The following is a 13500-nucleotide window of genomic DNA, read 5'->3' as shown; positions in this document are numbered from 1 at the left end:
GTCCGCTCAGGACACCTCGACCTTCTCGGCCGCTTCCGGCGCCTCGAGCAGTTCGACGAGTCGCTCGGAAACCGCCCCCGCAGTGGGGTATTCCCACAGCAGGGTCGGCGGTAACGACAGTCCGGTCTGCCTCTCCAACTGCTTGAGCAGCCCGACCGTCATGATCGAGTCGACGCCGGTCTCCACCAACGGCAGGCTCGTGTCGACGTCGGCCTCGGCCACCCCCAGCTGGGCGGCCACGGCGGCGACGACGACCGCGGCGATGCGCTCCGGGTCGGCGTCGACCAGGCTGACGTCCGGCACGTCCTCGCTCGCACCCTCGGACTCCGTCGGCGCGACGTCGGCCAGCATCGGCACCGACGCGGCCGCCGGAAGCAGGGGCAGCACAACGATGTTCGGGTCGTCGTGGCGCATCGCGAGGTCGAGCGCCCGCATCGCTTCGTCCGCGCCGATGGTGTCCATGCCCAGCGCGTCGAGTTGGGCCGCGACGAAGCCGGATGTCGAGCCCATGCCCAGGCCGCGCCACGCGGTCCAGGCGACGGCGACGGTGCGGTCACCGAGAGACCGGCGGTGCCGCGCCATTCCGTCGAGGAAGGAGTTCGCGCACGCGTAGGCGCCCTGGCCGGGGAAGCCGGCGAGGTAACCGCATGACGAGAACAGCACCAGCCAGTCCAGTTGTTCGGGCGGGAACACCTCGTGCAAGGTCAGTGTGCCGTCGACCTTGGGACGCATCGCCGCGGTGAAGTCCTCGGGCGTCGTGTTGACCAGCAAGGCGCCGGCTTCGACGCCGGCCGCGTGGATCACCCCGCGCACCGGGGGCAGGTCGCGCAGCGCGGCGCGCAGCTCGTGGGCCGCCCCGGGTGCGGCGATGTCCAGCGCCACCGCGCGCACGGACACACCGCGCTCCTCGAGCGCCGTGACGGTGTGGACCAGATCCGAATCCGGTTGCCACGCAGAGCGATCGGGCATGCCGCTGCGCGAGAGCAGCACCAGCCGCCGTGCGCCGATGTCGGCCAACCGCTGCGCCATCCGCAGGCCCAGCGCACCGGTGCCGCCGGTGATAACGTACGTGCCGCCGGCCGAGCACTGCATCGGCGTCCCCATCCCCCGCCCCGCGGGCGCGAGCCGCGCCGACTGGGCGACACCGTCGCGGAACACCACGACCGGATGACCCTGCACCGAGGCGAGGACGCCGACCGGCAGTTCGGCGGAAGCGATGTCGAGCACGCCGCCGAAGTTCTTCGGGTGTTCGGCCGCGGCGACCCTGGCCAGCCCCCAAAGCGGGGCGTGTATCACGTTCGCGCCCTCGTGCACGCCCTGCGTGAGCACCCACATCCGCGCCTTGGCGCCGTGTTCGAGCAGTCCGCGCAACGTCTGTGTCACGACTTCCACCGACCGTTCCGGTGTGTCGTGCTGGTCCGGGAGCACCAGCACCACGGTGTCGCGATCCAACGACGCTGCGGCAGAGCCCAGTTCCGCGGCGTCGCGGTAGAACCCATGTGGCACGCCGGCCGCCGACAGGTCACGCGCCACGAACTCGCGCGCGGCGCCGTCCCCGCCGACGATCGCGACCGCACCGGGCCGGCCGTCCGCCTGCCACGGCACCGGCTGCCACGACAGGCGGTGCAGCATCTGGGAAACGTCGCTGCCGGAAGGGCTTTCGAGTTGTTCGAACGACATGCCGATCAGCGAGGCGAGGACTTTACCGGACTCCTCGGCGAGCACGACGTCGGTCGTGGTGGTCCCGGGCCTGCGCCGAACATGCAGCAACGCCACCGCGGGCGGGCGGCCGTGCACCTGCACGCGGTCGATATGAGCGGGCATGCGCAGCCGCGGCGGCCCGTCGAACACCGTGGAAGCCGCCGACGTCGCCGCGTCCAGCAGGGGCGCCCAGGTGTCGGGCTTCGTGCGGTCGCGGCGGGCGGCGACCCTGGCGAGCAGTTCGCCGTCGCCTCCGTGCAATTCGAGGATCTCCCAATCGAATCCCATCGCGGCGACACCGAGCGTCGCGAGCGTGTCCACCACATGATCCGACGGGAGGGGCTCGCGGCACGCGTCCCGTGTGGCCGATTCGTCGAGCACCCCGCCGAGGAGGTCTTCGATGTCGTCGTCGGCGGCGACCACCGCGCTGCTGTGGGTCAGCCAACCGCCCTCGTCGGCGTCCTCGTCGTCGTCGACGAGGCGCGTGGCCAGCGTCAGCGCGCGGTCCTGCAGAACCACCTGGACGTCGCGGGCCCGCCCCGGTGCGACGGGTGTGCGCAACCGGACGTCCACGAGGTCCCTGCCTGCGCGGTCACAGGGCGAGTCGAGTTCGTCGGCGGCGCCCAGGAAGGTGTTGACGATGACGGCGGCGGGCACGATCTCGGTGCCCTTCACCGGGTGGTTGCCCGGATACGGGCGGGTGTCGAGGTCGACGCGCGTCTGCCACATCTTGGCGGCCACCGCACCGGTCACCTCGAGCCGGCCGCCGAGCAGGGCGTGGGTGTCGACGTCGTGCACGCCGCGGCCGCCGGGTGGCGGGGTGGGCGTGCGCCAGAAACGACGGTGATGCCACTGCGTGACCGGCAGGTCGGCCGCCCACGGCGTGGACGACAGCCGGTGCTCGACCCGCGCGCCGTGGCAGTGCAGGGCGGCGACCGCCGTTGCCACCGAATGCATCTGCGGACGGTCGCGACGCAACAGTGGGACGACGGCGTGCTGGTCGACACCGGTCGTCGTGAGCGTCTCGACGATCGAGTGCGCGACCACCGGGTGCGCCGACACCTCGAGGAACAGCCGGTGCCCGTCCTCGATCGCAGCAGAGACGGCCTCGGAGAACCGTACCCGGTCGCGCAGGTTCGCCACCCAGTAGTGCTGATCGCGTGGCGCCGTCGAGCGCGGATCGGTCAATGCCGTTGTGTATAGCTGAGTTTCGGGTGTTTCGGACGGTGGCAGTTGCGCGGTGAGGCGACCGAGCTCTGCGGTGAGCGCGTCCATCGCCGGGCTGTGGAAGGCGACGTCGGTGTTGACGCGGCGCACCATCATGCCTTGGTCGGTCCACTGCCGGCTGATGTCGTCGATCGCGGTCACCGTGCCGGAGATCACTGTCGATTCGGGCGATGCGCTGATCGCCGCCACCACGTCGGTCCGCCCGTCGAGTCGTCGCTCGGCTTCGGCGAACGGCAGCCGCACGAGCGCCATCGCGCCCTTGCCCATGACCGATCGGAAGCCGCGGGCGCGATAGCACGCCACGGCAGCGCCCACTGTCAGGTCGAATACGCCCGCGGTGACGCATGCGGCGACCTCGCCGACAGAATGCCCGATGACTGCGGCGGGCGTGACGCCGCGCGCGCGCAGCACCGCGGCCAGGCCCACCTGCATCGCGAACGTGAGCGCCTGCACCTGGTCGGTGCCACCGAGCTCACCGGTGCTCAACGCCTCGCGCGCGGAGAAACCGAGCTCGGCGGTGTACACGGGATCGATCTCGTCGATCACGGCGGCGAATTCCGGTGCGGCGGCCAGCAGTTCGCGCCCCATACCGGCCCAATGCGAGCCGTGGCCGGAGAAGACCCAGACCGCACCGTTCGTCGCGGCCGGCAGCACCGTCCCGGTCACCACCGACGGGTCCGGGACGTCCTCGGCCAGTGCGGTCAGCGCGGCCGCCACAGCATCGGTGTCGTCGGCGACCACCGCGGCCCTGGCCGATTCGTGCGAGCGCCGCGTCCACAGCGTCGCCGCGACGCGCTCGATCGGCGCCGAGTGGTCCCGCAGGTGTTCGGCGAGCGCGCGGGCTTGTGTGCGCAGTCGCGCGACGTTGCGCGCCGAGACGGGGATGATCGCCGGAAGACGCTGCGCCGCTGGATCGTTCGTGACAGCAGGCGGCGCCTCCTCGAGCAGCACGTGGGCGATCGTGCCGCCGTAGCCGTAGCTGCACACCGCGGCGCGTCGCTGTGCACCGTCGCCGTCCCACGGTTCGACCTGTGTCGGGACCCGCAGGCCGCTGTTGGCCCAGTCGACGGCCGGGGTCAGCGAGGTGAGGCCCGCCGTCGGCGGGATGGTCCGGTGGTGCAGCGCCAGCGCGGCCTTGATGAGCCCCACCACGCCGGCACCACCCTCGAGGTGGCCGACGTTGGGCTTCACCGACCCGATGCGACACGGCGCGTCAGCGGGCCGGTCCGCTCCGTAGACCGATGCGAGCGCCCGCACCTCGGTGGGGTCACCCGACGGTGTGCCGGTGCCGTGCGCCTCGATGAAGCCGACGCTTGCGGGTTCGACACCCGCGAATCGGCATGCGCGACGGAACATGTCGGCTTGTGCGTCGCCGTTGGGCGACATGATGCCGACGGTGCGCCCGTCCTGCGCCACCGCGCCGCCGCGCACGACGGCGTACACGTGGTCCCCGTCGCGCAGCGCGTCGGCGAGCCGTTTGAGCACCACCACGCCTGCGCCTTCGCCGCGTCCGTAACCGTCGGCGGCGGCGTCGAAGGTCTTGCACCGGCCGTCGGGCGCCGTCGCACCCGCCACGTCGAGCACGCGGGTCAGGCCTGGGCCGATCAACGCGCTGACACCGCCGGCCAGCGCCAGCGACGTCTCACCGGCGTTGAGCATCTGGCACGCCTGATGCACGGCGACCAATGAGGCCGCACACGCCGCGTCGAGGGCGACGCTGGGCCCGCGCAGGTCGAGCAGGTGCGAGACGCGGTTGGCGATCCCGCACAGCGACGTGCCGATCCCGGTCCACGCCTCGATGCCGGGCAGGTCCTCCATGATGAGCTTGCCGTAGTCGTCGGAGTTGACGCCCATCAGCACCGCGGTGTCGCTGCCCGCCAACGTCTTCGGCGGGACGCCGGCGTGTTCGAGCGCCTCCCAGCTGACCTCGAGCGCCAGCCGCTGCTGCGGGTCCATCAGCTCGGCCTCGCGCGGCGAGACGCCGAAGAACTCGGCGTCGAACCCGGGCAGGTCGTCGAGGAACGTTCCGAGCCGCGTGACGTCCTTGAGCACTGCGGCGTTGCGCGGGTCGCGGTGCAGGTACGGTTCCCAGCGTTCGGCGGGGACCTCACGGACGTCGCTGCCGCCGTCGAGGAGGAAGTTCCAGAAGTGTTCCGGCGTGCCGATCGCACCGGCCACGCGGCAACCGATCCCAATGATCGCGATCGGTTCGGGGCTCGCGGAATCGTCGGGTGAGGCGGTATCGGTCACGTCAGCGTTGTCCCGAAGTCTGGATAGCCTTGCCTAAGAAGCCACACGCCATGGCGGCCATACTGGCATAACCGCGCTCATTTGTGGGAGCTACGCAGGCGGCGCGAGCGTGGTGCCGGTCACGCCCAAAAGGATTGCCGCGACGTCAATTCGCGCCGCGGCGTCGCCGCGTCGACGCCGTCACAGGTTGCGGATGGCCAGCGGTTCGTCGCTGCCCGACACCCGGATGTCGATGCTGCGGATCTCCGAGGTGGGGATGCTCGTCGCCGCGGACAGCCCGGTCGCCTCGTCCCCCGACGGGCGCCACGAACCGACGGCGGTCTGCGCGCCGTCGCGCGTCGTCACCACGATGTCGTAGCTCTCGACGTCGCGGGCCCATTCCTTGGTGTACTCGCACGCCCAGTTGAGCTCGGTGCCCCATTTCTTCTCCGACACGGCCAACTGCGCGGTCAGGCCCTGGCGCTGACCGGGCTGCATCGGCTCCAAAGCCACCGTCTGCACCGACGGCGTGCGCGGGAACACCGTCGCGCCGACGACTCCGCCGACGATCGCGAGGGCCGCCGCGACGGCCACCGCCGCTGCGAGCTTCGTGCGGCGCGACTGCCGCTGACGCTTCGCCGCGGCCTGGGCCAGCGATGCAACGTCGGAGTCGGCGGGCGCCTGGCCCAGATCGGTCAACGCGAGGGCCTCGTCGCGGCTGAGAGCGCCCAGGATTCCGGGCATCTCCTCCAGCTCGGTCAGCTCGGCGGCGCGGCCCGGGTTCGCGGCGAGGTAGTCCTCGTAAGTGCGCCGGTCCTCCAGGCTCAGCGCGCCGAGCACGTAGGCCGCATCCCATTCGGCGAGGTCGTCATCGGGTGTCCGGTCGAACTCCTGGCTCATTGGACAACCCCCCTTTCCTGCAGCGCGATCCGCAACGCGCGCAACGCGTAGTGCAGCCTCGACTTCACGGTTCCCGGCGCAATCCCCTCATGCGCGGCGATGTCGGCCACAGTCTGGCCGAGGTAGTACGCACGCACGATCGCGGTGCGATGGTCGGCGCTGAGCGCTTTCAGCGCGTCGGCGAGCACCCACTTGTCGACCGCGGGACCGATCGCGTCGAGCGAGGGCCGCTCGGGCAGGTCATCGGTCTGCAGTTCGCGGCTGAAACGCGCGCTGCGCCGGTCGTCGATGACGAGGTTGCGCGCGACGGTGAACAGCCACGCCCGCGCGGCGTCGCCCGGCTGCTGCAGGATCTCCGGTTTGCGCCACAGCCGCAGCAGCGCTTCCTGCACCACGTCCTCGGCGAACGGCATGTCGCCGCGCGTCAGCCGCAACACGTACCGCAGCAGTGCCTGGCTGTGCTCGTCGTGGATCGCGCGCAGCAGCTCGGCCTGCGCGGGGTCGGGTGTCATCGCTCATCCACCGCAGTCGTCATCGCTGATCACAACGACAATCACCGGTCAATCGTTCAACGCCCGGCCCGCGAACGTGAGGTTATGTGCGAGAAATCGGCGGATTTTCGTGCACAAGCTCATGTTCAGGCGAGCAGATCGCGCACCACCGCGTCGGCCAGCAGCCGGCCGCGGTCGGTGAGCACCAGCCGGTCGGCGGCCCGGCGCAGCAGCCCGTCGGACACCGCGACCGCGGCACGCTCGCGTTCGGGCGCGCTGAGCACGCTGGCCGGCAGCCCGTCGCGCAACCGCACCCGCAGCATCACGTCCTCCATGTGCATGGTGTCTGCGTCGAGGTGCTCGAAGTCGGCCACCGGCAGCCGACCGTCGGCCAGCGTCTGCGCATACGCGTTCGGGTGTTTGGCGTTCCACCAGCGCACCGCGTCGACGAAGCCGTGCGCTCCCGGCCCGGCGCCCCACCACTCGCCGCCGTTCCAGTAGCCGATGTTGTGCCGGCACTCGCCGCCCGGCCTGCTCCAGTTCGACACCTCGTACCAGGCGAAACCGGCGGCCGCCAGGCGCGCGTCGACCAACTCGTAGCGGCGGGCCAGCACGTCGTCGTCGGTCGGGGCCAGCTCACCGCGCCGCACCCGTCGGGCCATCGCCGTACCGTCCTCGATCACCAGCGCGTACGCCGACACGTGATCGACGCCGGCCTCGACGACCGTGTCGACCGAGCGCCGCAGGTCGTCGTCGGACTCCCCCGGCGTTCCGTAGATCAGGTCGAGGTTGACGTGCTCGAACCCGGCGGCGCGGGCCTCCCGGGCCGCGGCGAGCGCCCGCCCCGGCGAATGCGTGCGGTCCAGCGTGGCCAGCACGTGCGCGGCCGCCGACTGCATGCCCAGCGACACCCGGGTGTATCCGGCCGCGAGGAGCTCGTCGAACAACACCGGAGATGTCGACTCCGGGTTGGCCTCCGTGGTGACCTCGGCCCCCGCCGCCAGCGGAAAGTGCGCGCGCACAGCGTCGAGGACCGCCGCCAGGCCGGACCCGCCCAGCAGCGACGGCGTGCCTCCGCCGACGAACACGGTGTCGACCTCGGGGATGCGGCCGAGGTGCCGCGCGGCCAGCGCCAACTCAGCCCGCAGCGCGATGAGCCAGCCATCGGGGTTGGCCCCGCCCAGCTCGCCAGGGGTGTAGGTGTTGAAGTCGCAGTAGCCACAGCGGGTGGCGCAGAACGGCACGTGGATGTAGACGCCGAACGGCCGTCCGGGCGCAGGAGTCATCGCCGGCAGCGCCGCCGGTGCGGCCTTCGGAGTCGCTGCGGTTCGGACGGTCACCCAGCCAGTTTCCCAGACCGCGGTTTTGCTCACCGTGAGCGCAAATCTCGCCCGGTTAGGGCTGGTGCGGGTGTCCGTGGCAGAATGGCGGACGTGACTGCCGGCCGCATCTTCCCCCAGCGCGTATCGCTGGTGGCGCGTCGGCACGTCGACTTCAAGCGCGTGTGTACCTGTTGTTGTCTGCCTTGCGCTTGATCTAGGTCCCAGCCCACCCGTACGTACAGCTGGCCGCCGGATCTGCGCCGCCGGACAGCCACCCGGTGACCACGCGCGATTCGAACGCCGGCTCCACCAAGGAGCCACCCCATGACCACCGCGGAATCCAAACCGAGACCCGCCAAGAAGACCCGCGCCGAAGGGCAGTGGGCACTCGGATACCGCGAGCCGCTCAACGCCAACGAGCAGTTCAAGAAGGACGACGACGCGCTCAACGTGCGCGCCCGCATCCTCGACATCTACTCCAAGCGCGGTTTCGACAGCATCGACAAGCAGGACCTGCGGGGCCGCATGCGATGGATGGGCCTCTACACCCAGCGTGAGCAGGGCTACGACGGCACATGGACCGGCGACGAGAACGCCGATCTGCTCGAGGCCAAGTACTTCATGATGCGGGTGCGCTGCGACGGCGGCGCGCTGAGCGCCGCGGCCCTGCGCACCATCGGCGAGATCTCCACCGAGTTCGCCCGCGACACCGCCGACATCAGTGACCGCGAGAACGTCCAGTACCACTGGATCCGGATCGAGGACGTACCGCAGATCTGGGAGCGGCTGGCCGCGGTCGGCCTGCAGACCACCGAGGCGTGCGGTGACTGCCCCCGAGTCGTGCTCGGTGGCCCCCTGTCGGGCGAATCGCTCGACGAGGTCCTCGACCCGAGTTGGGCCGTCGACGAGATCGTGCGCCGCTACATCGGCAATCCCGCGTTCTCCAACCTGCCGCGCAAGTACAAGACCGCGATCTCGGGCCTGCAGGACGTCGCCCACGAGGTCAACGACGTCGCGTTCATCGGCGTCAACCACCCCGAGCACGGCCCCGGCCTGGACCTGTGGGTCGGCGGCGGGCTGTCCACCAACCCGATGCTCGCCCAGCGCCTCGGCGCGTGGGTGCCGCTGGAAGAGGTTCCGGACGTCTGGGAGGGCGTGACGTCGGTCTTCCGCGACTACGGCTACCGGCGCCTGCGCAGCAAGGCCCGGCTGAAGTTCCTGATCAAAGACTGGGGCGTCGAAAAGTTCCGTCAGGTTCTCGAGGACGAGTACCTGGGCCGCAAGCTGATCGACGGCCCTGCACCCGAGCCGGTCAAGCACCCCATCGACCACGTGGGAATTCAGAAGCTCAAGAACGGGCGCAACGCGGTCGGCGTCGCGCCGATCGCCGGCCGGGTGTCGGGCACGATCCTGACCAAGGTGGCCGACCTCGCCGAGGCAGCGGGTTCGGACCGGATCCGGCTGACCCCGTACCAGAAGCTGGTCATCCTCGACGTCCCCGATGAAAACCTTGCCAAGCTCGTCGAAGAGCTCGACGCGCTGGGGCTGCCATCGCGGCCGTCGGCGTGGCGCAAGAACCTGATGGCTTGCACCGGCATCGAGTACTGCAAGCTGTCGTTCGCCGAGACCCGCAACCGTGCGCAGGTCCTGGTTCCGGAACTGGAGAAGCGGCTCGAGGACATCAACGTGCAGCTCGACGTGCCGATCACGGTCAACATCAATGGCTGCCCGAACTCGTGCGCCCGCATCCAGGTCGCCGACATCGGGTTCAAGGGCCAGATGGTCGACGACGGCGACGGCAACTCGGTCGAGGGTTTCCAGGTGCACCTGGGCGGAAGCCTCGGGCTCGACAGCGGTTTCGGCCGCAAGCTGCGCCAGCACAAGGTGCTGGCCACCGAGCTCGGCGACTACATCGACCGGGTGGTTCGCAACTTTGTGAAACAACGCGAGCAGGGCGAGCGTTTCGCTACGTGGGCAATACGAGCAGACGAGGCGGATTTGCGGTGACGGATTTGATGAACGAGATCGAACTGCAGGCACTGGCCGAGCGCGGTGCCGCCGAACTCGACGGGGCGAGCGCGAACGACCTGCTGCGCTGGACCGACGAGCATTTCGGCGGCAATTACGTGGTGGCCTCGAACATGCAGGACGCCGTGCTCATCGATCTGGCCGCCAAGGTGCGTCCGGGAGTCGACATCCTGTTCCTCGACACCGGCTACCACTTCGTGGAGACCATCGGCACCCGCGACGCCGTCGATGCGGTGTACGACGTCAACATCGTCAACGTCACCGCGGAGAAGAGCGTCACCGAGCAGGACGAGTTGTTCGGCAAGGACCTGTTCGCCCGCGAGCCCAACGAGTGCTGCCGGATGCGCAAGGTCGAGCCGCTGTCGAAGGCGCTACGCGGTTACTCGGCGTGGGTGACCGGCATCCGCCGAGTCGAGGCGCCCACGCGCGCCAACGCGCCGCTGATCAGCTGGGACAAGGCTTTCGGGCTGGTGAAGATCAACCCGCTGGCGGCTTGGACCGACGACGACATGCAGGAATACATCGACGCCAACGGCGTGCTGGTCAATCCGCTTGTCTACGAGGGTTATCCGTCGATCGGCTGTTCACCGTGCACGGCGAAGCCCGTCGAGGGCGCCGATCCGCGCAGCGGCCGCTGGGCGGGCACCGGCAAGATCGAATGCGGGTTGCACGCCTCGTGAGGCCGCAGTGACGCTCGTGCTGACCGCGCACGGCAGCGCCGACCCGCGCTCCGCGGCGGTGACGCACGCCGTCGCGGGCCGCATCCGGAGACTGCGGCCCTGGCTCGACGTCCGTCCGGCGTTTCTGGAGCAGAACGGGCCCAGCCTGTTCGACACGCTGAGCGGCCTGCATACCCCCGGTGTGGTGGTTCCGTTCCTGCTGGCCAGTGCATTTCACGCGCGCGTCGACATCCCTGCGGTCATCGAAGATTCGGGCGCGATGGTCGACCGGGCCGAGGTGCTCGGTGAGGATCCGGCGTTGCTGACGGTGCTGCGTCAGCGGCTTGCCGAGCTCGGCGTCTCCCCCGACGACGAAGGCGTTGGCGTCCTCGTCGTCGCAGTCGGGTCGTCACGCCCGGACGCGAATGCCAGGACCGCGACGGTCGCGCAGGTGCTGCGGTCCGGAACCCGCTGGGCGGGAGCCGAAGTCGCGTTCGCCACCGGACCGTACGCCGACCTCCCGGACGCCGCCGAGCGCCTGCGCGCCCGCGGTGCGGAACGTCTGGTCATCGCGCCATGGTTCCTGGCGCACGGCCGGATCACCGATCGCGTCGCGGAATACGCTGCGGCGCAGGGTATCGCGATGGCCGAGCCACTCGGATCGCACAACCTCGTCGCGGCGACGGTGCTGGACCGCTACGACGCGATCACCGCGGGCGCCGCGGCCGCCGCCTGACCGGGCATCAGGGCCGAATTTCGAACACGTTGTTGAACGGGGTCTGCGCGGCCAGCCGGAACCGGCCGAAGCCCGCCTCGGTTACGACGTCGCGGATGCGGGCCGGGCCCGCCTGAGTGCCCAGCGCCATGCCGACCGGCTGTGCCATCGACGACGGTGTGCACAGCAGCGCGGAGAAGCCGTAGTACGCGCGCCCGATCGGATTGAGGTTGTCTTCGACCCGGTCGCCGGCTGCCGGTTCGACCACCATCCACGTGCCGTCCCCGGCGATGGCCTCGCGGATGTGGCGCGCGGCGCCGATCGGATCGCCCATGTCGTGCAGGCAGTCGAACATCGTCACCAGGTCGTACGGTCCACCGTCGAAAGCGTCCGCCGGCGCGACCCGGAATTCGACCGCTGAGGTTGTCCCAGTGCGCTCGCGGGCCACGTCGATGGATCCCGCGTGACCGTCGACGCCGACGAACGTCGACGCCGGAAACGCCTGTGCCATCAGCAATGTCGATGCCCCGTGGCCACAACCGACGTCGGCCACCCTGGCGCCGGACGTCAGCTTGTCCACGACGCCGTCCAGCGCCGGGAGCCAGTCGTCCACCAGGTGCGCGGTGTACGTCGGGCGGAAGAACCGTTCGCATCCGACGTGGACATCGGCGTTGTGATCGCCCCAGCCGACTCCCCGACCGCTCGACGCCGCCTCGACGATCCGGGCGGCGTCCGCCGCGGTTCCGTGGGCGATCTGGAACAGACCGCCGACGAACGCCGGGCTGGTCTCGTCGGTGAGGGCGACGGCCTGCTCAGGGGGCAACAGGTACCGGCCGGTCTCGGGGTCGTATTCGACGAACGATCCGGCCGCCTGCGCATTGAGCCACTCGCGGGCGTAGCGCCCGTCGGTGCCGGTGCGCTCGGCCAGTTCGGCCGAAGTGCTCGGCCCGTGTTCGGCCAGCGACCGGTAGTACCCGAGACGGTCGCCCATGACCACGAGGGCGCAATTGAGTGCGGCGCCCGCCTCCTCGACCGCGCGGAAGACGAAGTTCATCAGCTTGTCCTGGTCGACCAGGGTCGGTGTACTCGAGGTGTTCATAACACCACCCAACCAGGCGAATCGCCCGCGCGGAATGGGGCAATCGCCCCATCTTCAGTCGGGAGTCAGGACTTTGTCAGCGCCTCGGCGTCGGCCTTGTCAGCCGGCGGAACATGCGTGCCGTCCGGCAACGGAGGGATCCGGGTGGCGCGAACGTAGACCGTGTCGCCCTCCTTGAGGCCGAGTGCCTCGGCGTCCCCTCGGGTGATCTGCGCGGTGAACGGCATCTGATCGGTCGCACTGTGCAATTCGACGCGAACCTCGAATCCCAACATCACGATCCGGTCGATGACCGCGCGGACCACCCCGGTGGCCTGTACCGACTCGTCGCTCGACGCGATCGCCATCTCCGGGTTGCGGCCGACGCGGATATCGTGCGGGCGGACCAGCGAACCGTTGAGCGAGGACACCGCGCCGAGGAATGACATCACGAACGCGTTGGCGGGCGCATCGTAAACCTCTGCGGGAGAGCCGATTTGCTCGATGCGGCCCTTGTTCAGCACCGCGATCCGGTCGGCGACGTCGAGCGCCTCGGACTGGTCGTGGGTCACCAGCACCGTGGTGACGTGCACCTCTTCGTGCAACCGGCGCAGCCACGCCCGCAGGTCCTCACGTACCTTGGCGTCCAGCGCGCCGAACGGTTCGTCGAGAAGCAGAACCTGCGGGTCGACCGCCAGCGCGCGGGCCAACGCCATGCGCTGACGCTGGCCGCCCGAAAGCTGATTGGGGTAGCGGGTCTGGAAACCGGCCAGTCCAACCACTTCGAGGAGGTTGTCGACCTTCTCCCTGATCTCCGCCTTGGGCCGCTTGCGGATCTTCAACCCGAACGCGACGTTGTCGCGCACCGTGAGGTGTTTGAACGCCGCATAGTGCTGGAACACGAACCCGATGCCGCGGCGCTGCGGCGGCACGTCGGTGACATCGCGGCCGTTGATCGTGATGGTGCCGGTATCGGGCTGGTCCAGGCCCGCGATCGCCCGGAGCAACGTCGACTTGCCCGACCCGCTCGGACCGAGCAGCGCGGTCAGCGATCCGGAGGGCACCTCGAAGTCGACGTTGTCCAACGCCGCGAAGTCTCCGTAGCGCTTGTTGGCTCCACGCACGACGATTGCGTTCGTCATCTGTTCTG

Annotated in this window: 10 protein-coding genes; 4 read left to right on the top strand and 6 right to left on the bottom strand. The window is 69.9% G+C overall.

What is annotated here, in order from left to right; genetic code table 11:
- Positions 1–6 precede the first annotated feature (6 nt).
- From A5752_RS12930 to hemW, 4 genes are all read right to left on the bottom strand, one after another.
- The gene (locus A5752_RS12930; RefSeq protein WP_067085702.1) at positions 7–5178 is read right to left on the bottom strand and encodes a type I polyketide synthase; all 5172 of its coding nucleotides are present in this window, start codon (positions 5176–5178) and stop codon (positions 7–9) included.
- Positions 5179–5358: 180 nt separating this feature from the next.
- Positions 5359–6057 carry an anti-sigma factor gene (locus A5752_RS12925; protein WP_067085700.1) on the bottom strand — a complete coding sequence of 233 codons (699 nt, stop codon included), beginning with the start codon at positions 6055–6057 and terminating at the stop codon, positions 5359–5361.
- Entirely contained in the window at positions 6054–6569 is a 516-nt protein-coding gene (locus tag A5752_RS12920) for a sigma-70 family RNA polymerase sigma factor (protein ID WP_067085699.1), read from the bottom strand. The genes A5752_RS12925 and A5752_RS12920 overlap by 4 nt, the downstream gene beginning before the upstream one ends.
- Positions 6570–6694: 125 nt before the next feature.
- Positions 6695–7834 carry a radical SAM family heme chaperone HemW gene (gene hemW / locus A5752_RS12915; RefSeq protein WP_067085758.1) on the bottom strand — a complete coding sequence of 380 codons (1140 nt, stop codon included), beginning with the start codon at positions 7832–7834 and terminating at the stop codon, positions 6695–6697.
- 138 nt (positions 7835–7972) lie between these two features.
- On the opposite strand from hemW, the gene A5752_RS28225 reads away from it, so the two are divergent.
- The 4 genes from A5752_RS28225 (at position 7973) to A5752_RS12900 (ending at position 11293) form a co-directional block, all read left to right on the top strand.
- Complete coding sequence (locus A5752_RS28225) at positions 7973–8083, top strand: Ms4527A family Cys-rich leader peptide (RefSeq protein ID WP_353612402.1); 111 nt, start codon at positions 7973–7975, stop codon at positions 8081–8083.
- 111 nt (positions 8084–8194) lie between these two features.
- Positions 8195–9877 (top strand): nitrite/sulfite reductase, encoded by a 1683-nt coding sequence (locus A5752_RS12910; protein WP_067085697.1) that lies wholly within the window; start codon positions 8195–8197, stop codon positions 9875–9877.
- A gap of 8 nt (positions 9878–9885) precedes the next feature.
- Positions 9886–10578, top strand: a complete 693-nt coding sequence (locus tag A5752_RS12905; RefSeq protein WP_067085755.1) for a phosphoadenylyl-sulfate reductase — start codon at positions 9886–9888, stop codon at positions 10576–10578.
- Positions 10579–10585: 7 nt separating this feature from the next.
- Positions 10586–11293 carry a sirohydrochlorin chelatase gene (locus A5752_RS12900; RefSeq protein ID WP_067085695.1) on the top strand — a complete coding sequence of 236 codons (708 nt, stop codon included), beginning with the start codon at positions 10586–10588 and terminating at the stop codon, positions 11291–11293.
- A gap of 7 nt (positions 11294–11300) precedes the next feature.
- On the opposite strand, the gene A5752_RS12895 is transcribed toward A5752_RS12900, so the two are convergent.
- Complete coding sequence (locus A5752_RS12895) at positions 11301–12371, bottom strand: class I SAM-dependent methyltransferase (RefSeq protein WP_067085693.1); 1071 nt, start codon at positions 12369–12371, stop codon at positions 11301–11303.
- A 65-nt stretch (positions 12372–12436) separates the two neighbouring features.
- Entirely contained in the window at positions 12437–13492 is a 1056-nt protein-coding gene (locus tag A5752_RS12890) for a sulfate/molybdate ABC transporter ATP-binding protein (protein WP_067085691.1), read from the bottom strand.
- Between the last annotated feature and the right edge of the window lie 8 nt (positions 13493–13500).

Origin of the sequence: Mycobacterium sp. 852002-51961_SCH5331710, from assembly GCF_001665535.1 — a bacterium.
In the GTDB taxonomy this organism is placed as follows: Bacteria; Actinomycetota; Actinomycetes; order Mycobacteriales; family Mycobacteriaceae; genus Mycobacterium.
Note: the sequence above shows the minus strand (reverse complement) of the source record. Positions and strands in the feature narration are given on the sequence as shown.

Excerpts from the sequence above, each read along its gene's own strand:
- A5752_RS12910 (WP_067085697.1), top strand. The coding sequence starts at position 8,195 with ATGACCACCGCGGAATCCAAACCGAGACCCGCCAAGAAGACCCGCGCC.
- A5752_RS12895 (WP_067085693.1), bottom strand. The coding sequence starts at position 12,371 with ATGAACACCTCGAGTACACCGACCCTGGTCGACCAGGACAAGCTGATG.
- A5752_RS12925 (WP_067085700.1), bottom strand. The coding sequence starts at position 6,057 with ATGAGCCAGGAGTTCGACCGGACACCCGATGACGACCTCGCCGAATGG.
- hemW (WP_067085758.1), bottom strand. The coding sequence starts at position 7,834 with ATGACTCCTGCGCCCGGACGGCCGTTCGGCGTCTACATCCACGTGCCG.
- A5752_RS28225 (WP_353612402.1), top strand. The coding sequence starts at position 7,973 with ATGGCGGACGTGACTGCCGGCCGCATCTTCCCCCAGCGCGTATCGCTG.
- A5752_RS12890 (WP_067085691.1), bottom strand. The coding sequence starts at position 13,492 with ATGACGAACGCAATCGTCGTGCGTGGAGCCAACAAGCGCTACGGAGAC.
- A5752_RS12905 (WP_067085755.1), top strand. The coding sequence starts at position 9,886 with ATGAACGAGATCGAACTGCAGGCACTGGCCGAGCGCGGTGCCGCCGAA.
- A5752_RS12920 (WP_067085699.1), bottom strand. The coding sequence starts at position 6,569 with ATGACACCCGACCCCGCGCAGGCCGAGCTGCTGCGCGCGATCCACGAC.